Genomic DNA, 19830 nt, shown 5'->3' on the forward strand with positions numbered 1-19830 from the left:
AAAACTGCTGACCAATCACAGTAACGTTGACTAGTTAAGAATGAACCGTCGCCTGCTTTGTCACTGGATTTTCCAGTGGTTCAAATACCTTCTGTGCATTCAATGGTCGGCGCACTAATGTTCACGCTATTTTGAGTTTGCAACCATGCGGTTAATCGTGCGACTTCAGCAGCATTTAAACGTAAACCCAACTTGGAACGACGCCAGATAATATCTTCTGCTGTAAGCGCCCACTCATGTTCAATAAGATAGCGCACCTCGACCTCGTACAGATCAGCTCCGAATAATTCGCCGAGCTCCGTCACATCGTGGATACCGTCCAACAACATGTCTACGCGGGTCCCATACGCATGCGCGTAACGCTTGGCGGTCACCACTGGCAACCAAGGGCAACGTTGCCGAAATTGCGTCAGGAACCGCGCAAAATCTGCATTTTCAATATCTCCACCTGGTAATGGCGCGTGTGCCGTCCAGTCTTCTGTTTCCATATAGCTGAACAACGGCTGCAACTTTTCCATCGCCTCTTCCGCCAAACGCCGGTAGGTGGTGATTTTTCCGCCAAACACAGATAACACCGGGGCGAGATTGTTTTCAGCCGTCAGGTCCAGACGATAGTCTCGGGTCACGGCAGAAGGATTCGCAACTTCTTCCTCAAGCAATGGGCGAACGCCGGACCACGACCAGACAACTTGCGATGGCGATACAGGGATATCGAAATAGCGATTCACCGATTCGCATAGATAAGCTGTTTCTTCTTCCGAAATATCAACCTTGCTTGGGTCGCCGCTGTATTCGACATCGGTCGTACCAATTGCGGTGAAATCGTTTTCGTAAGGAATCGCGAACACGATCCGTTTATCCGGATTTTGAAAAATATAAGCGTGATCATGATCAAACAACCGTTTTGTCACGATATGGCTACCCTTAACCAGGCGGACATGGTGTCGTGCCGAGGTATTCAATGCACCGCTTAGCAAACTCCCGACCCAAGGCCCCGCTGCGTTGACAACACAGCGCGCTTGCACGAGCGTGGTTTCGCCGTTAAGCGTCGACTGCAACGTCGCATCCCAATGTTGCGGTCCTTGCTTTGCTGCAATCAAGCGTGTTTTAGTGAGAATGGTCGCGCCACGCTCCCGCGCATCCATCGCATTGAGAACTACTAGGCGCGCATCCTGCACTGCGGCGTCTGAATAGACAAAACCTTTTTTCAACGACTTTTTTAACGGTCCGCCAGAGATATGCGTGCGGAAATCAATGCCATGTGAACCAGGTAATACTTCACGTTTGCTCAGATGGTCATACAAAAATAAGCCCGCACGGATCATCCATGCTGGCCGCAGGCTGGAGACATGCGGCATAACGAAGCGCAAAGGTGAAATGATATGCGGTGCGAGACGCAGCAATATTTCCCGCTCTTGTAATGCCTTGCGCACGAGACTAAATTCGTAGTGTTCTAAATAGCGAAGGCCACCGTGGATCAGCTTTGTGCTGGCGGAGGACGTGTGCGCGGCCAAATCGTCCTGCTCGCACAGAAACACGCTTAGACCTCGCCCGGCAGCATCTCGCGCAATGCCTGCGCCATTAACACCGCCACCCACCACTAACAAATCAACAATTTTTCCTGCGCTCACAATTTCCCCTCGATTTCGTCTACTGATAATCGTCAACTATTTACCGTTAATTGACTCAAGTTGGGCACTTTAGTTGCAAATGGACATTAAATATTTACATTCGAAATTATAATGTTCGAATTCGAACATTGAAAGGCAAATTTTTTTATAGACATTTATTGTGCGATAGCAATATTATTTTGCCAAAATATATTTAAATAAATAACAATAAACTTGTTAAATTTGTCTTTTTTAATAAGCATATTTATTTTAATAAGCCTCTTCAAACCGCACGAAAATAAAGATTCTGATGCAAAAAAAAGGCCGCCATAGCATTGCATGGCGACCACATTAGCGTGAAAGGTGCAACTTGTTTAATGCACCGCAGGCTGCCCTAAAGCCTGATCCAACAGCTCAATCCAATGCTTCACAGGCGTCTGCGTTCCCGACTGTAAATGCGTCAGACAACCAATGTTGGCAGATACGATCATCTCAGGCTGCGTAGCTTCCAGATTACGCAATTTGTTATCCCGCAACTGATGCGAGAGTTCTGGTTGCAACACAGAATAAGTCCCGGCCGAACCGCAACACAGGTGACTGTCAGCACACAGTTGCACGTCAACGCCAGCGCCACGTAGCAAACCCTCTACCTTGCCGCGAATTTGTTGACCATGCTGCAAAGTGCACGGCGGATGAAAGACAACACGCTTACTGATTTTCCCTTTTAATTTAGCGAGTAACGGCGTCTCAAGCTCAGGCAAAATCTCACTTAAATCACGTGTCAGCGCAGAGATTTTTTGCGCTTTTTCGGCGTACTCAGCATCGGCAGCCAACAAGTGTCCGTATTCTTTGACGGTAGTGCCGCAACCCGATGCAGTCATCACAATCGCCTCAATCTTTTGACCATTGCTACCATCGACATACGGCCACCATGCGTCGATATTGCGGCGCATATCATCAAGGCCGCCTTCGTGGTCGTTAAGGTGATAACGAATCGCCCCGCAACAACCTGCTTTGGGGGCAATTAATACTTGTACTTCCAGCGCGTCCAATACTCGCGCGGTTGCGCTATTGATATTGGGTGCCATCGCTGGTTGCACGCAGCCATCGAGAAGTAACATTTTGCGTGCATGCTGGCGTTGCGGCCAGCTTCCGGCCGCCTGTTTTGCCGGTAATTTTTCTTTCAGTTTTTGCGGCATCCAGGAACGCAAAGCTTGCCCCGTTTTAAACGCAGGCGTGAATAGCCATTTGCGCGGTAGCAGTTGTTTCAATGCCGTCCGTGTGATGCGCTGCTCTAATGATCTTGGTACTTGATCGTCAACAACCTTGCGACCAATATCCAGTAGCCGGCCGTATTCCACACCGGATGGGCAAGTCGATTCGCAATTGCGGCATGTCAGGCAGCGATCCAAATGCAGCTGTGTCTTGGCCGTGGCGGGTTGTCCTTCCAGAACTTGCTTGATGAGATAAATCCGTCCACGCGGTCCATCCAGCTCATCACCCAAAATCTGATAGGTGGGACAGGTGGCAGTGCAAAATCCGCAATGCACACAGGCGCGCAAAATTGCCTCGGCCTCCTGGCCTTCGCGGGTATCTTTGATGAATGGCGCTAAATTGGTTTGCATAGAATCCTGAGGTTCAGTTATTGGCTTGCATCGAGAGTTGGCAAATATCCTTGCGGGGAAATTCACTACCCTTCTCTATGCTGGCGTGCTAACAATTGCGCATGCCTGACGCAGTCGGTGCATTAAATTAAACGCAAAAAAATGTGTCGTAGAAAACGCGTCACTTGTATCGCACAATGACCATTCGCAAAAAAACATTTTTATCTTATAAATCCTGATACATTCGTCCGCGATTAAAAATTCTGGCCGGATCAAACGTCGCTTTCAAATTATGATGAATTTTTGAGACTGCTGGCGCTAACGGCTGGAATACGCCGACATTCTTATCGCCACCGCGATACAGAGTCGCGTGTCCTCCGACTGCACTGGCAGCGGCCCGTATATCCAAAGGATTGGCATCAGTGAGCAACCAGCGTTGCGCGCCGCCCCACTCAATCATTGACGTTCCTGATAACGCAAGCGGAGGTGTTACAGATGGCACCGACAAACGCCAAATTGGCGATTGTGTATCAAAAAATGCATGCGTTTGCTCACGTACTCCCTGCCAGAAAGCGTCGGCATCGGACACTGCTTCGCCGCCCATTTTTTTCTCTGCTGCGCTGACCGCAGCTTGTGCGCCGGCTAATCGAACGGTCAATACGCCATCACACCAGCAACTGGCAGAAATCGGCAATGGTTGACCACCCCATTCGTTCAACCAACGTAGCGCTTCAGCCTCGGCGACCATAAAACGGCGACTGCTGCTCGCAATTGCGCGTGGCAGCACTTTGATAGACGCTTCAAGTATCAAACCCAGCGTACCCATCGATCCGGTTAATAAACGTGAGACATCATAACCAGCAACGTTCTTCATGACTTGACCGCCAAAATGCAGCACATCGCCTTTGCCATCCATCAACACCACGCCTAATACATAATCGCGTAAAGCGCCAACCGACTGCCGAGAAGGACCAGATAATCCACTCGCCACCATACCGCCGACGGTGGCATTTGCGCCAAAGTGCGGAGGCTCAAATGCAAGCGCCTGACCGCGTTCTGCGAGTGCGGTCTCAATGTCTGCCAAGGGCGTGCCGCAACGTGCGGTAATCACTAGTTCGGTAGGCTCGTAATCGATGATGCCGCTGTGTTCGCGGGTGTCAAGCACCGCGCCTTGCGGCGTTTGGCCGTACCAATCTTTGGTCCCGCCGCCGCGAATTTGCAGCGCACTTCCTGTGCTGTTGGCGGAAAGGATCTGATCCTTAAATTTTTGATTATCCATCGTCTCGTTTCTGGTCTCGCTTTTGGCCTGATTTCCAGACCTGTTTTCATTTTTTCTGGCAACGTCGCACTATTTTTTAGAACCGCGGTAAATCCGGGAATTTTAGTTGACCACGCTTTACGTGCATTTTCCCGTATTCGGCACATCGTTGTAACGTCGGGATTGCCTTATCGGGGTTGAGCAAAAACGCCGTGTCAAACGCTCGCTTTACGCCAAAGAATGCCTCACGCTCGAGTGGCGAAAACTGCACACACATCGAATTAATTTTTTCAATTCCAACACCATGTTCACCGGTAATCGTGCCACCGACTTCGACACACAACTCCAGAATTTCAGCGCCAAAAGCTTCAGCACGATGAAACTCGCCCGGCACGTTTGCATCGAACAAAATCAAAGGGTGCAAATTACCATCACCGGCATGGAACACGTTAGCGCAACGTAAGCCATGTTTGGTTTCCATTTCTTCAATCCGCAGCAATACTTGCGCCAGATTTTTCCTTGGAATCGTCCCGTCCATACAATAATAATCAGGTGAAATACGCCCTGCCGCCGGGAACGCATTTTTGCGTCCAGACCAAAACCGCAGTCGCTCAGCTTCCGATTGCGACACCTCAATCCGGGTCGCGCCGCTGGCATCAAGTACCGCGCTCATACGACCGATTTCTTCCTCTACTTCTTCCGTTGTACCGTCCGACTCGCATAGCAAAATTGCGGCGGCATCAATGTCGTAACCGGCTTTGACAAACGGTTCAACCATGCGCGAACTGGTTTTATCCATCATCTCCAAACCGGCGGGAATAATCCCGGCGGCAATCACGTTGGCAACAGCATTGCCGCTTTTTACGACATCGTCGAACGACGCCATAATGACGCGAGCCAGTTGTGGTTTTGGAATGAGCTTGACGGTGACTTCAGTGACGATACCGAGCATGCCTTCGGAGCCGACAAAAACGGAAAGCAAATCGAGGCCCGGTGCGTCCAGCGACGCGCCGCCCAGTTCGACGATCTCACCATCAATCGTAACCATACGCACGCGCATGACGTTATGCACCGTGAGGCCGTATTTCAGGCAATGAACGCCGCCCGAGTTTTCTGCAACGTTACCACCTATCGTGCAGGCAATCTGCGATGACGGGTCTGGTGCGTAATACAAATTATGTGCCGCCGCAGCGTCAGAAATGGCTAGATTACGCACGCCCGGCTGGACAACCGCGGTACGGGAATAGGCGTCCATTTTGACGATACGGTTAAGTTTGGCCGTCGACACTACAACGCCATCGGCAATCGGCATTGCCCCACCGGACAAGCCCGTTCCCGCGCCGCGTGGCACGATCGGTACTTTCAGATCACGGCAAATCTTGAGAATCGCGGCAACTTGCGCCTCGTTTTCCGGCAACGCGACGACCATTGGTAATTGCCGATACGCGGCCAAACCATCACACTCGTAGGGGCGCGTGTCCTCCTCATTGAATAGCACTGAATGCGTCGGCAGAACAGCACGCAACGCAGCAGCAACCTGACGTTGCCGTTCAGCAGTAAAAGAAGGTGTAATTGAAGTCTCTGCGGGGGCGTTCATGCGATTCCTATGCGAGATAACTGTAAGGTAGTAACGTGCTGTCGGAGGCTAAATGACAAACTTTAATTCAGACTTTAAGAGAGAAGGGAATCAGTTACCTGACTTTAACCATGCCGAACAGGCCATGAATACGCCATCACTCTCGCCCGCCCGCGCACGCTTTGTAGTGCAGAGTATAGCGAAAATGTCATTGTCAGGCGGCGCTTATGTAACATCTGCGGCTGAAACTCTTTTGCTGTGCGGATGAATTTTTTTCACGTGTTTCAAAACCGCTCGAGTAAGACAGGCTACGCAAATCGATTTTTTAAAGTCGTTTGAAGGTTTTTTTCATCCAGGCAATGAAAATCGTCACTTCCGGACGTTCATAGGGCTTTTGCTCGTACACCAGATAATAAGCATGCGGCGGAGAAGTCAGACTCACGTCAAACAATTGCACCAACTCTCCATCTGCGATCATTTTTTGTGCAAAGTGTTTGCGCGTCAATCCGACGCCAAATCCATTTCGAATCAACTCAAGCAGCAATCCTAAATCGTCTGCGCGCAATCCCGACGCAGGCTCCGGCCAATCCAATCCGGCTGCCTCAAACCAAGGCTGCCAAGGCTCTAAAGCAGAGCGTAATAGTGTTGCCTTGCGCAAATCGGCAGGCGTATCAATACCACCGATTTGACGCAAATAATCCGGCGTAGCAACGGCAAACGCAGGTTCCTCGAAGAGTTTTTCGGTCGTGGTGTTGGGATATCTGCCAGCGCCAAAACGCACTTCAATATCACTTTCCGAAAGACTTAAGTCGTACAGCGGAACCGACAAGAATATTTCTACAACTATGTCCGGATGCTCTGCGATAAAACTGCCTAAATGCGGAATCAGCAAATAGCGTGCAAAGGTGGGTGGCACTGTTATTTTGATCCGCGGCTGCGCCTGAGAAGCGCGATGCGGCATCGGAAACTCAATTAACGTGCGCAAAGCATTGCGTACCACGTCCAGATACCGGCGGCCAAATTCCGACAAAGTGACGGTGCGCCCTTCACGACTAAACAGCCGCTCACCGACGAAATCCTCAAGCAAGCGAATCCGGTGCGACAGCGCCGAAGGCGTAATGCATAACTCATCGGCAGCGAGTGCAAATGAGTTATGGCGCGCTGCGGCCTCGAACGCCGACAGGGCGTGGACCGGTGGCAATCGGGTCGCGATGGAGGACTTGTTTAGCATATTCCGTATGAGGCAATTTTCATTCGATATCCGAAAGTGCGATTTAGTGATTCACTGATCTGATGTTGCAATCACTGAACGCTGTAGCATACCGCGCTGCAACGCTTAGGGCCGAAGATACTTTTAGGACTAACTGAAAGTATCCATTTTGCTTTTATAGATAGTCGTATCGCCCTACCAACGAATAATTTTACCGGGATTAAGAATATTCTTCGGATCAAAAGCATGCTTCAGCACCCGCATAGTCTCAATCGCGGCGTCGCCATGTTCAGCGATCAAAAAATCCATCTTATGCAAGCCGACACCATGTTCACCGGTGCAAGTTCCATCCATCGAAATCGCTAACGCCACCATGCGACTATTAATACCTTCGGCGCAAGCAATCTCCTCCGCATTATCTGGATCAACCAGCATTTGCACATGAAAATTGCCATCACCAACATGGCCTAATATCGAATAAATCATGCCGTGAGCATCGCAATCTGCTTTGGTCGACAACATGCATTCTGCTAAGCGCGAAATCGGCACGCAACAATCGGTTGATATGGCGCGAGATCCCGGACGCAACTGCAAGAGCGAAAAAAAAGCGTTATGTCGCGCAGCCCACAAACGTGAACGATCTTCAGGCTGCGTCGCCCATTCGAAGCCAATTGCGTGGAACTCATTGACCACGGACTGGACCACTTCGGCTTGTTCTTTCACGCCGTTTTCGCTGCCGTGAAACTCAAATAGTAATAATGGTTTTTCTGGCAAGCCTAATTTAGCATTGGCATTAATCGCCTTGACACTATTTTCATCGAGAAATTCGACCCGCGCAATCGGTACACCAAGCTGAATAATCTGAATCACTGAGGTGACGGCGTCACCGATAGTCTCGAACGAACACACCGCCGCAGAAATAGCTTCGGGCTGCGGATATAGCCGAACGGTCACCTCTGTAATAATGCCCAACGTCCCTTCACTACCGACAAATATGCGCGTCAGATCATAGCCAGCGGAAGATTTTTTAGCGCGCGTGCCGGTTTTGATAATACGGCCATCCGATGTGACGACGGTCAGCGCCAAAGTGTTCTCACGCATGGTGCCGTAACGCACGGCGTTAGTCCCGGACGCACGCGTCGCGGCCATGCCACCAAGCGACGCATCAGCACCCGGATCAATGGGGAAAAACAGTCCGCTATCTTTGATTTCGTGATTGATCTGCTTGCGCGTCACACCGGCCTGAACCGTAGCGGTCATATCTTCAGCGTGCACCGCCAACAGACGATTCATGCGTGACAAGTCGATCGAAATACCGCCTTGCAAGGCCAATATATGGCCTTCCAGAGATGTCCCGCAACCGTACGGAATGAGCGGTATTTGATATTCACTGCACAATTTGACGGTCGCCGCGACATCTTCGGTCGACTCAGCAAACACCACGGCATCAGGCAACATCGGATCGTAGGACGATTCGTCACTACCGTGATGCGCGCGCATGGCATGCGTAGTGGAGAAGCGGTCCCCAAATAAGGTTTTGAGTACAACAAGCAACGCGTCAGGCAGCGGCTTTTTTAATGCTGCCAATGTGGCGATATGATTCATAAGAGTCTCCGTTTTGTTAAGATTTTACTCTTCGATAGCGATTGCCGGGAATTTGTCACGGCATTGGGCCACTAGTGTAAAGTAATCGCCTATCTCACTATAATTTCACTATATACAACCAACATGGGTAATCGACTCTCAAAAATAGCTACGCGCACGGGCGACAACGGCACAACTGGCCTTGGCGACGGTAGCCGCACAGACAAAGATAGTCTGCGGATTCACGCAATCGGCGATGTCGATGAACTGAACTCACATCTCGGTGTTTTACTCTGCGAGGTATTACCGACTACTTTGCGCGATGATCTGCTGACGATTCAGCATGATTTATTCGATCTCGGTGGCGAGTTGTGTATTCCGGGTTACGTGATGATCAAGGAGTCACAAGTGGCGCGACTTGACGCATTGCTCGAAAAATATAATGCAGACTTGCCACCGTTACGGGAATTTATTTTACCTGGCGGAGCACGCACAGCGGCGCTGGCACATGTTTGCCGGACAGTGTGTCGCCGCGCTGAGCGCAGTATCATCACGCTGGGCAAGAGTGAAACGGTCAACGTTCCTGTGCGGCTTTACGTCAATCGACTATCGGATTTGTTGTTTGTTTTGTCGCGGGTGTTAAATCGGTTGGATGGCGGCAGCGATGTTTTGTGGAAAAATGTCGGGCGCAGTGACGTTTGAGCCGCTTTGATCGCTATTGCGCTATTGATGAGACCTGAGCGTTGACAAGATTTTAGCGTCGATGGTGATCTGGATCGGTTGCGTAATGCGTTCCTTTTCTGCTTCGGGCAGATGCTCCAACAAAGCAAATCAGACTGCACCGATGAAGACTTTTTTATTGGCCGGATCGTCCACTAATGCACTCACTACGGTCTTTGTAAATTACCTATCGAAGACCGTAGCTGACAACACACTTAATCACCCATCATCAGAGGGAATCAAAAACCCAATCTAATTCTGCATAGCCACCAAATGCAATACCTCTTTGCCAAATCGTTGACGAATACTCGCCGCAATTCCTTCTGCATTCAAACCACACATCGCCAATAACTGTGTAGCGTCACCATGATCGATAAAACGATCGGGCAAACCCAGATTCAGAAGCGGTTTGACACATCCTGCCGCCGCCAAAGCTTCTGCCACCGCGGCGCCAGCGCCACCCATGATCGAACCTTCTTCTACAGTGACAATTGCCTCGTGCGAATTTGCCAGTTCGAGTAACAGCGCAACATCCAGCGGTTTAATGAAGCGCATATTAGCGACGGTCGCATTCAATGCTTCGGCCGCTTCAAGACTTGGCGCAACCATCGTACCAAAGGCCAAAATCGCTATTCCCTTACCTTCGCGCCGAATCTCGCCTTTGCCAAATGGCAACCCAACTAATGCCTGATCAATCACTGCGCCAACACCACTGCCACGGGGATAGCGCACGGCGGCTGGCCCTTTGTAGAGATAAGCTGTCGACAACATCTGGCGACATTCGTTTTCGTCAGACGCAGCCATGACCACCATGTTGGGAATACAACGCAAGAAAGCGATGTCATAATTGCCAGCGTGAGTCGCGCCATCAGCTCCGACCAGACCAGCACGATCAAGCGCAAAGGTGACATCCAGATTTTGCAGCGCGACATCATGTATCAATTGATCATAAGCACGTTGCAAGAAGGTCGAATAAATCGCCACAACTGGCTTGAGGCCTTCGCAAGCAAGGCCAGCGGCAAAAGTCACCGCGTGTTGCTCGGCGATACCAACATCGTAGTAACGCTCTGGAAAGCGCTGCTCAAACTCCACCAATCCAGAGCCGCCCGCCATTGCTGGCGTAATACCGATTAGTTTTTCATCTTGCGCTGCCATATCGCATAGCCAGTCACTGAAAACTTGTGTATACGTCATCTTGCTGGACGTCGCTGGCTTGATGCCGACGGCTGGATTAAACTTTCCGGGCCCGTGATAAAGCACGGGATCGGCCTCAGCCAACTTATAACCCTGACCTTTTTTTGTTACCACGTGCAAAAATTGCGGACCTTTCAAATGCTTCAGATTTTGCAACGTTGGAATCAGCGATTCCAAATCATGCCCATCAATGGGGCCGATGTAATTGAAACCTAATTCCTCAAACATGGTGGCAGGTACAATCATGCCTTTGGCGTGCTCTTCAAACCGCTTGGCCAATTGCAACACTGGTCCCGGCAGCATCGATTTGCCGACATTTTTGGCCTTGGCATAAAATTGACCGGACATCAAGCGCGCCAGATAACGATTCAATGCGCCGACCGGTGGAGAGATCGACATATCGTTGTCATTTAAGATAACCAACATATTGATGTCGTCATACACGCCAGCGTTGTTCATCGCCTCAAAAACCATACCGGCGGTCATTGCACCGTCACCGATCACTGCGACAGCGTGACGATCCTTTTCACCTTTGGTCTTGGCGGCCAAGGCCATGCCCAGCGCTGCCGAAATCGATGTTGAGGAATGCGCCGTCCCAAAGGTATCGTATTCACTCTCGTCACGACGAGGAAATCCCGAAATACCTTCAAACTGACGCAAGGTTTTCATTTGATCACGACGACCTGTCAGTATTTTGTGCGGGTAGGTTTGGTGACCTACGTCCCATACGATACGATCTTCGGGCGTATTAAAAACGTAATGCAGCGCGATTGTCAGTTCAACGGTTCCTAAATTTGACGACAAATGGCCGCCAGTCTGGGACACGGAATCAATAACGAATTCGCGTAGTTCATCAGCCAGCGGTCGCAATTGCGCACGCGTTAAAAGGCGCAAGTCGGCCGGGCTGTTTATTGTATTAAGTAAATTCATGGGACTAAGCTTTCCGCTGCACAATCAAATCTGCCAATTCACGCAGGCGACGGGCTTTATTTCCAAAGGGCGCAATCGCCGCGTGAGCGTCGTTACGCAACTTATCTGCCAATACCTGCGATTCCGTCAACCCGATGATCGATACATAGGTTGGTTTATTATTCGCTGCGTCCTTGCCCGCTGTCTTGCCTAAAGTTGCTGAATCGGCAGTCGCATCAAGGATATCGTCGACCACCTGAAACGCCAACCCAATCGCCGTACCGTATGCTTCTAATGCTTGCACTTCCGTAAACGATAACGTCTTGCCGCTGGTGGCCCCCAATAGGACTGAGGCGCGTAGTAAGGCGCCGGTCTTCAATCGATGCATCAACTCCAGCGCATCCAGAGATAGCTGCAAACCGACACTATCCAAATCAATTGCCTGACCGCCGCACATACCGAAAGACCCGGACGCCGCCGCCAGCAAGCGCAACATCATCATCTGGCGCACCGGATCAACAGTCTCGACATTGGCAGACAACACAATAAACGCTTGCGACTGCAATGCATCGCCAACTAATAATGCGGTTGGTTCATCATATTGCACATGCACGGTCGGTTTACCGCGGCGTAGTGCGTCGTCGTCCATACACGGCATATCGTCATGCACCAGCGAATACGCATGAATCATTTCGACTGCTGCTGCTGCGCGTTCCAACATAGGTTGAGGTGCTCCGAACAGCTCACCAGCCGCGAATACCAAAAGAGGCCGTATCCGCTTGCCGCCATCTAAAACCGCATAACGCATAGCCTGGTGCAAGCGTACCGGAACATCCGTAGGCAAGGGCAAAAATGTTGTCAATGCAGCTTCAGTTACTGACTGAATCTGCCGCATCCATTCAGAAAACCCAGCAATATCATCCGGCACTCCAATTGCGTGAAGCGACTCTATAGCTTCCGTCGTATTGTCAGCACCCGTCATGCATCGCTTCCATCGGACTGATCAGCGGGCGCGGCGAAAGGTTTCAACATATCTCCCTCCAGAACTTTTACCTGACTATCAACTTTATCGAGTTGTACTGCGCAAAATTTAACCAGTTCTGAGCCGCGTTTATAAGCCGCTACCGACGCCTCCAACGGTAACTCACCGGCTTCCATCTGGGCAACAAGTTGCTCCAATTCAGCCATTGCCTGTTCAAATGATGCCGGATTACTGGCAGAAAGTGCGTTCTTTGCCATAATTGTTAAAGCCTGTTCAAAATAATGTTGCCTTACCATCAGTCATTGGCCAGCCTGCACGGTGTCGTCGTTGATCTGAATCAATACCAAGCCGAGCACTGCAGATGGTAACGCCTGATTGCGGGGAAGCAAAAGCTAAAGTCAGAAACTCTAGGCGAGTGCTTAATTGTGGTGTCCGCTATTTTAGTGCAAACAGTTATAACCCGTTGAATTTCTGAGGGATTATCCGGCAATTTATGGTCAAATAGAGAAAAGCAAGTCTAGCTGTGGCATAATAGTAGGTTATGTCCGAAACTTCCGCTTCATATTAATTTTATATTATTTGAATACAGATTTTTACGGATTCTTTCTCTCTTAGGTTGGTGCAGATTAATTTGGGGGACGGGAATGTCCGATCTGGCTATTTTTGCCACGCTGGCGCGGTCTGATGCGCAACTTCCAGTCGACGTCTATTTTGACGAAACACTGTTAAAACGCGAAATACAACAGCTATTTCAAAGTGGTCCACGTTATGTTGGCCACGAGTTAATGGTACCCAATGTTGGCGATTACGCCACAATGGCATCCGAAAATGAAGGCCGCATGTTAGTGCGCAATCCTGAGGGCATTGTGCTAGTTTCTAACGTCTGTCGTCATCGTCAAGCGAAGATGCTCGACGGTCATGGCAACGCCCGCACTATCGTCTGTCCGCTACATCGCTGGACTTATGACCTCAAAGGTGAACTCATCGGAGCGCCGCATTTCGGCGAAACTCCATGTATGAACCTGTCTCAAACACCGCTGCAAAGCTGGAACGGCTTACTGTTTGAAGAAAACGGCTTTAATGTCGGGGAAAAACTCAACAAGTTAGGGGTGTCGAAAGACCTTGATTTCAGCAACTATTTGTTTGATCACGTTGAAGTGCATGAATGCGATTACAACTGGAAAACTTTTATTGAGGTTTATCTGGAGGATTATCACGTTGAGCCGTTTCACCCCGGATTGGGTAGTTTTGTCAGTTGCGACGATCTCACGTGGGAATTCAGCAAGGATTACAGCGTACAAACAGTCGGTGTCAATCATGGTCTGGCAAAATCCGGATCACCGGCTTACAAAAAATGGCAAGAACAGGTTCTCAAATTTGGCAACGGCAAACCACCAAAATTCGGTGCAATTTGGCTAACAATATATCCAAACATCATGGTCGAATGGTATCCCCACGTATTGGTGGTATCCACTTTGTGGCCAAGGGGGCCTCAAAAGACAACGAATGTGGTTGAGTTCTACTACCCTGAAGAAATCGCGTTATTCGAGCGCGAAATGGTAGAGGCCGAACGCGCTGCATACATGGAAACCTGTGTCGAAGATGATGAAATTGCGCTACGCATGGACGCTGGCCGCAGTATTTTAATGGCGCGAGGCGTAAGCGAAGTCGGGCCATATCAATCACCGATGGAGGATGGTATGCAGCATTTCCACGAATGGTATCGCAGCCAGATGGACCTACCAAAAACTAACGTCGACTAACACCCGCTGATCAATTACTTTAATCTGTACGACTTCGAAAAATCAGTCGTTCAGATTCATTCTTCTCTTCCTTTCTTCTCCCTCGTTTTTGAATTATCGCTCGTACTCCCGCGCTTTTCAACTTGATTATGGCTGAAACACCATCAAATTTGTTCCTCGCAGCGATAAGTGCGCCATCAAAGATTAGCAGCGCTTTGTGGCATTTAGTCCGCATCAACTGCGACATTTACTGAGATAGTTGCTTTATCTTATTTTCCAAGTTTGATGATTTTTTTGTAATCCCCTTTATGTGGTCGCTACCGCCATTAATTATCAACGGCTGATCGACAACAACGCTCTATAATTAAAGTGAACATTCTCGACTGCTAAATCGCTTATCGCCTCAAAAGCGAGCGATAAACCAAGTATCAAATGTGAGATTGAATTTCAAGGCACTATTGCGAACTTAAATGGCAAGCTTGGGTACAATATACTCGCTGCTACATGCAAGAACTACAGGAGATCGCTATGCCAAACAAACATCCTTACACCACGCTGATTTCAGCTGCCAACCTGTTGCAAAATGCGCCGCAAGCGAACTGGGTCATAATCGATTGCCGTCACGATTTGGCCGATCTGGATGCTGGCCGCGCAGCCTATACTTCTGGCCATATTCCTATGGCGCAATTCGCGCATCTCGATCAAGATTTATCTGGTGCCAAGCTAGCTGCAGATGGCGTTTTCAAAGGACGCCATCCGTTACCAGAACAAGATGCCCTGATCGCGACTTTGCGCCAATGGGGTATCAATGACGATACGCAGGTCGTTGCTTACGATGCGCAAGGCGGCATCTTTGCTGCGCGACTTTGGTGGCTGCTGCGCTCAATTGGTCATGCCTCCGTAGCGGTGCTTGATGGTGGATTAGCGGCTTGGCTAGCAGAAGGGCAAACGCTATCAACCACAGTCACTACAAACGTGAAGGGTACTATCAGCATCAAACCCGCGTTAGTCACCAACGTTGATGCGCAGGATGTTTTAAATAATTTAACCAATCCACAACGTACTGTGGTCGATGCCCGCGCACCGGACCGCTTCCGTGGCGAAAACGAGACCATAGACCCCATCGGCGGTCATATTCCTGGTGCAAAAAATCGCTTCTTTAAAAATAATTTACAAGCCGATGGACGCTTTAAACCGGGTCATCAACTGCACGAAGAGTTTAGTAACATTATCAGTGCATCCCAGGCTGCAGTGATGCAATGCGGATCTGGCGTAACTGCATGTCACAACTTGCTGGCTTTGGAAATTGCTGGCTTGCACGGCGCAGCGTTGTATCCTGGATCGTGGAGCGAATGGTGCGCAGATCCAAGTCGCCCGATTGCCACCGGTGCTTGATATTCCTTCCAAACAGCGCTGGCGGTAGTAAATAAAAGAGTGTTTGGTTAGTCGCAAAGGCAACTGACCTACACACTCTTCCGACGATGCGCGTCACTCAAATTGCACTACTCTAACGAGAGCAACGCCGTTCAATTCAGCTCAACTAACACCGTGGCTTTTAAACCATTCCAGGGCGCGTTTCCAGCCATCCTTGGCGTCAGCTTCAACATAACTCGAACGATAATCCGCGTTAAACGCGTGGCCTGAGTTTGGATACACGACAAAGGTCGATTTGCTGCTGCCCTTTGCAAGTGCAGCCTTCATTTGCTGAATACTATCTTGCGTAATTCCCTCATCTTTGCCGCCATATAAACCGAGTACCGGCACTTTCAATGCGGCTGCGATATCGACCGGTTGATGGGGATTGAGCGCGCTCTTATCGCCGACCAGACGGCCGTACCATGCCGCTCCCGCTGTGACTTTAGGATTGTGGGCACAGTACAATCACGTAATGCGACCGCCCCAACAAAATCCGTTAATGGCAAGCTTATCGATATTTCCACCATTTTCTTTGGCCCAAGCTACGCAGGCATCCAAATCCCCAAGTACCTGATCGTCCGGCACCTTCGAAATCACTTCTTTTTGCAGTTCCGCAATCGAGGCGAAGGCCGCCGGATTTCCCTGACGAATAAACAAATCGGGTGCGATAGCCAGATAGCCAAGCTTCGCAAAACGTCGTGCCACGTCCGCGATATGTTCATGTACACCAAAAATTTCGGAGATTACCAGCACTACCGGCAAGTTGCGCTTACCTTCCGGTTGGGCCCGGTATATTGGCACGGTCAGACCATTGATTTGTACTTCAACAGTACCGGCGGTCAATCCAATGGTATCGGTCTTAATCACAGTCTGTGCGCAGACCGGCAAAACCGCAGCCGCAAAGCCGGTGCCCAGGGCGGTCTTAATAAAGGTCCTGCGATCAACGTCGTCGGATAACCGCACTTTTCCTACCAGGCTATCAAAATCATCTTTTCAGTTCGGCACTCAGATTCTCCTAAAAAGTGGTGAAACTATCGTGGGTCAAGTTGTCGTCGTGAAAGCGATGAAATACACATGGAATTATTTAAAAAACGGTTAAGACTGTCTAACCACGTCTAACTCCTTTGCATGAACTGCTCTCAGCATTTGTACGCTGAGAGCGACATCAACACGATACAAACCGTCGCATCGTTCATACAGACTCAATTCAAACCAGCATCAATGTGCTTCATCCCAATTTTTTCCAACCCCGACTTCGGCAATCAGCGGGACCCGTAACTTTGCTACGCTAGCCATCAGTTCAGGCAACTTTACGCGAACTAATTCCAACTCTTCTTGCGGCACTTCAAGCACCAATTCATCATGGACCTGCATCACCATTTTGGATTTTAGCTGTTCTGCCTCAAGCCAGCCCTGCACGGCAATCATGGACAACTTAATCAAGTCGGCAGCGGTGCCTTGCATCGGTGCGTTAATCGCAGCGCGCTCTGCACCTTGGCGGCGTGGTCCGTTTGGCGAGTTGATTTCTGGCAACCATAAACGACGGCCGAAAACCGTTTCAACGTAACCTTGCGCTTTGGCCTGCAAGCGGGTGTTGTCCATAAACAATTTGACGCCGGAAAAGCGCATAAAATATTTTTCGATATACATTTGCGCCGCCGCCCGCTCGATACCCAGATTACCTGCCAGACCGAACGCGCTCATGCCATAAATCAAACCGAAGTTAATCACCTTGGCGTAACGACGCTGCTCGCTACTGACATCCGAAGCTGTTACACCGAAAATTTCGGCCCCGGTTGCGCGGTGAATATCAATACCATCAGCAAACGCCCGCAACATGTTTTCATCGCCGGAAATGTGCGCCATGATACGTAGTTCAATTTGCGAATAATCAGCCGAGACGATCACGCTATTTTCAGGCGCAACGAACGCCTCCCTGATACGACGCCCTTCGGCGGTGCGGATGGGAATGTTTTGTAAATTCGGATCGTTCGAAGCCAATCGCCCCGTCACCGCCACCGCCTGTGCGTAGTTGGTATGCACCCGTCCAGTAGACTGATTGACCATTTTCGGCAACTTGTCAGTATAGGTCGACTTCAACTTTGAAAGACTACGATAATCGAGCAAAATCTTCGGTAGCGGATAGTCTTCCGCTAGCTTTTGCAGTACTTCTTCATCGGTCGACGGTGCACCGGAAGGCGTTTTCTTGATGATTGGTAATTGCAGCTTTTCAAAGAAAATTTCTCCCAATTGTTTAGGAGAATTAAGATTGAATGGCTGACCCGCCAGGATATAAGCTTGCTGTTCAATTTCCAACAGGCGTTTACCTATTTCATTCGATTGGGTCTTCAACAAACCCGCATCGATCAAGACGCCATTGCGTTCAATTTTTTGTAAAACAACCGCGGTTGGGACTTCGATACTTTCGTAAATAAAACGCAGCTTTTCGTCGCTCTCAATATGCGGCCACATAGTCTGATGCAAGCGCAAAGTGACGTCAGCATCTTCCGCGGCATATTCAGTGGCACGTGCAATCTCGACTTCATCGAAACAAATTTGTGACGCGCCTTTTCCGCAGACCTCTTGAAAAGTAATCGTTTTATGTCCAAGATGGCGCAACGCCATGCTGTCCATGTCATGCGGACGGTGGGATTCGAAAACATACGATTCCAGCATCGTATCGTGCTCGATGCCGCGTAGTGTCACGCCTTGATTGGCAAAAATATGACTGTCGTATTTTAAATTTTGGCCGACTTTTAACTTAATTGGATCTTCCAGCCAGGATTTCATTTTTCCCAATACAAATTCCAACGATAGCTGTTGCGCGCCGTCTTGCGTCCGATGCGCTACTGGAATATACGCGGCCACGCCTATAGTGCAACTGAGCGAAATACCGACTAATTGTGCAGTCATCGGATCAAGCGAGGTTGTCTCAGTATCGACCGAGGTTAATGGCGCATCGGCAATGACGGTCATCCAGTGATCAAGTTGCTGTTCGGTCGTGACGGCCTCATAATTTGTTACCGCCCGCGGAAACAAACTACTTTGCCCCAGACTTTCCACTGCCGTCGTGACGGCATCGATCAGGCCGACTTTTTCATCGCCATCCACTTTACTGGTATTTTCTACTTTGGCCGTTGCAGCCACACTGCTAGCCACACTACTACTAAGCTCACGTAGCCATGTTTTAAAATTGTAACGCGTATAAAGCGAGATCAATGTTTCACTATCTTGCGGCAAAATAGCCAGTGAATCTGGAAATAAGCCCATGTGTTCGCTAAGATCGCAATCGGTCTTAACGGTAACCAGCGCTTTAGCCTGAGGTAGCCAATCGACCGCCTTCCGCAGATTTTCGCCCACCGCGCCACCGATGTTTGCGGCATTGGCAATCACTTGATCCACCGTATCGTATTGGGCCAGCCATTTCACCGCGGTTTTCGGACCAACTTTAGAGACGCCGGGAATATTATCGACCGTATCACCGATCAAGGTCAGGTAGTCAACAATACGGTCTGGGGGAACGCCAAATTTGGCAATTACCCCCGGCGGATCCAATTTCTCATTATTCATCGTGTTAATCAGTGTCACGTGCTGATTAACCAGTTGCGCCAGGTCCTTGTCGCCGGTGGAAACCACCGCGGTCATCCCGTGCGCGACCGCCTGAACTGTCAAGGTACCGATGACATCGTCGGCTTCAACACCTTCAACCATTAAAATAGGCCATCCCATAGCGCGCACTGCAGCGTGAATAGGCGTAATCTGTTTAACTAGGTCTTCCGGCATTGAAGCGCGTGTAGCCTTGTACTCGGTATACATATCGTCACGAAACGTTTTCCCTTTTGCATCGAACACGCAGGCAATGTAAGCTGCAGGGTAATCAAGACGTAAACGACGAAGCATATTTAAAATACCGTACAACGCGCCGGTCGGCTCGTTGTCGGCATTGCGCATATCGGGCAGAGCATGAAAAGCCCGATAAAGGTAACTGGAACCATCAACTAACAGCAGGGTTTTTTGCATATGGA

14 protein-coding genes and 1 pseudogene are annotated in these 19830 nt (G+C 49.7%); 4 read left to right on the forward strand and 11 right to left on the reverse strand.

Going from position 1 to position 19830, the window contains the following annotated elements:
- Nucleotides 1–80 precede the first annotated feature (80 nt).
- The 4 genes from glpD to RGU75_RS04140 form a co-directional block, all read right to left on the reverse strand.
- Nucleotides 81–1631, reverse strand: coding sequence for a glycerol-3-phosphate dehydrogenase (glpD, locus tag RGU75_RS04125; protein ID WP_322233273.1), 1551 nt, complete (start codon nucleotides 1629–1631; stop codon nucleotides 81–83).
- Between the two features lie 353 nt (nucleotides 1632–1984).
- The gene (glcF, locus tag RGU75_RS04130; protein WP_322233275.1) at nucleotides 1985–3235 is read right to left on the reverse strand and encodes a glycolate oxidase subunit GlcF; all 1251 of its coding nucleotides are present in this window, start codon (nucleotides 3233–3235) and stop codon (nucleotides 1985–1987) included.
- 205 nt (nucleotides 3236–3440) lie between these two features.
- Nucleotides 3441–4493: a glycolate oxidase subunit GlcE gene (gene glcE, locus RGU75_RS04135; RefSeq protein ID WP_322233277.1), complete on the reverse strand. Its 1053-nt coding sequence runs from the start codon at nucleotides 4491–4493 to the stop codon at nucleotides 3441–3443.
- A 76-nt stretch (nucleotides 4494–4569) separates the two neighbouring features.
- Nucleotides 4570–6069, reverse strand: coding sequence for an FAD-linked oxidase C-terminal domain-containing protein (locus RGU75_RS04140; protein ID WP_322233279.1), 1500 nt, complete (start codon nucleotides 6067–6069; stop codon nucleotides 4570–4572).
- A gap of 52 nt (nucleotides 6070–6121) precedes the next feature.
- Here RGU75_RS04140 and RGU75_RS04145 point away from each other — a divergent pair, with 52 nt between their 5' ends.
- Nucleotides 6122–6316 carry a hypothetical protein gene (locus tag RGU75_RS04145; protein ID WP_322233281.1) on the forward strand — a complete coding sequence of 65 codons (195 nt, stop codon included), beginning with the start codon at nucleotides 6122–6124 and terminating at the stop codon, nucleotides 6314–6316.
- Between the two features lie 57 nt (nucleotides 6317–6373).
- Here RGU75_RS04145 and RGU75_RS04150 read toward each other — a convergent pair whose 3' ends face one another.
- Nucleotides 6374–7261: a LysR substrate-binding domain-containing protein gene (locus tag RGU75_RS04150; protein ID WP_322240219.1), complete on the reverse strand. Its 888-nt coding sequence runs from the start codon at nucleotides 7259–7261 to the stop codon at nucleotides 6374–6376.
- A gap of 192 nt (nucleotides 7262–7453) precedes the next feature.
- Nucleotides 7454–8863: an FAD-binding oxidoreductase gene (locus RGU75_RS04155; protein ID WP_322233283.1), complete on the reverse strand. Its 1410-nt coding sequence runs from the start codon at nucleotides 8861–8863 to the stop codon at nucleotides 7454–7456.
- Nucleotides 8864–8986: 123 nt separating this feature from the next.
- On the opposite strand from RGU75_RS04155, the gene RGU75_RS04160 reads away from it, so the two are divergent.
- Nucleotides 8987–9544, forward strand: coding sequence for a cob(I)yrinic acid a,c-diamide adenosyltransferase (locus RGU75_RS04160; protein ID WP_322233285.1), 558 nt, complete (start codon nucleotides 8987–8989; stop codon nucleotides 9542–9544).
- Nucleotides 9545–9814: 270 nt separating this feature from the next.
- On the opposite strand, the gene dxs is transcribed toward RGU75_RS04160, so the two are convergent.
- The 3 genes from dxs to RGU75_RS04175 all read right to left on the reverse strand — a co-directional run bounded on the left by dxs (nucleotide 9815) and on the right by RGU75_RS04175 (nucleotide 12904).
- On the reverse strand, nucleotides 9815–11686 hold the full coding sequence (gene dxs, locus RGU75_RS04165; protein ID WP_322233287.1) for a 1-deoxy-D-xylulose-5-phosphate synthase: 1872 nt from the start codon (nucleotides 11684–11686) through the stop codon (nucleotides 9815–9817).
- Between the two features lie 4 nt (nucleotides 11687–11690).
- The gene (locus RGU75_RS04170) at nucleotides 11691–12560 is read right to left on the reverse strand and encodes a farnesyl diphosphate synthase (protein WP_322240221.1); all 870 of its coding nucleotides are present in this window, start codon (nucleotides 12558–12560) and stop codon (nucleotides 11691–11693) included.
- A gap of 83 nt (nucleotides 12561–12643) precedes the next feature.
- Nucleotides 12644–12904 carry an exodeoxyribonuclease VII small subunit gene (locus RGU75_RS04175; RefSeq protein WP_322233289.1) on the reverse strand — a complete coding sequence of 87 codons (261 nt, stop codon included), beginning with the start codon at nucleotides 12902–12904 and terminating at the stop codon, nucleotides 12644–12646.
- Between the two features lie 387 nt (nucleotides 12905–13291).
- Between RGU75_RS04175 and RGU75_RS04180 the strand changes: the two genes are divergently transcribed.
- Complete coding sequence (locus RGU75_RS04180) at nucleotides 13292–14410, forward strand: aromatic ring-hydroxylating dioxygenase subunit alpha (protein WP_322233291.1); 1119 nt, start codon at nucleotides 13292–13294, stop codon at nucleotides 14408–14410.
- Between the two features lie 507 nt (nucleotides 14411–14917).
- Nucleotides 14918–15784 (forward strand): sulfurtransferase, encoded by an 867-nt coding sequence (locus RGU75_RS04185; RefSeq protein WP_322233293.1) that lies wholly within the window; start codon nucleotides 14918–14920, stop codon nucleotides 15782–15784.
- 141 nt (nucleotides 15785–15925) lie between these two features.
- On the opposite strand, the pseudogene RGU75_RS04190 reads toward RGU75_RS04185, so the two are convergent.
- Both RGU75_RS04190 and polA read right to left on the reverse strand, forming a co-directional pair.
- Nucleotides 15926–16780 (reverse strand): annotated as a pseudogene (locus RGU75_RS04190) (dienelactone hydrolase family protein).
- A gap of 243 nt (nucleotides 16781–17023) precedes the next feature.
- Nucleotides 17024–19825, reverse strand: a complete 2802-nt coding sequence (polA, locus tag RGU75_RS04195) for a DNA polymerase I (RefSeq protein WP_322233295.1) — start codon at nucleotides 19823–19825, stop codon at nucleotides 17024–17026.
- Between the last annotated feature and the right edge of the window lie 5 nt (nucleotides 19826–19830).

Source organism: Glaciimonas sp. CA11.2, from assembly GCF_034314045.1.
Lineage (GTDB): Bacteria > Pseudomonadota > Gammaproteobacteria > Burkholderiales > Burkholderiaceae_D > Glaciimonas.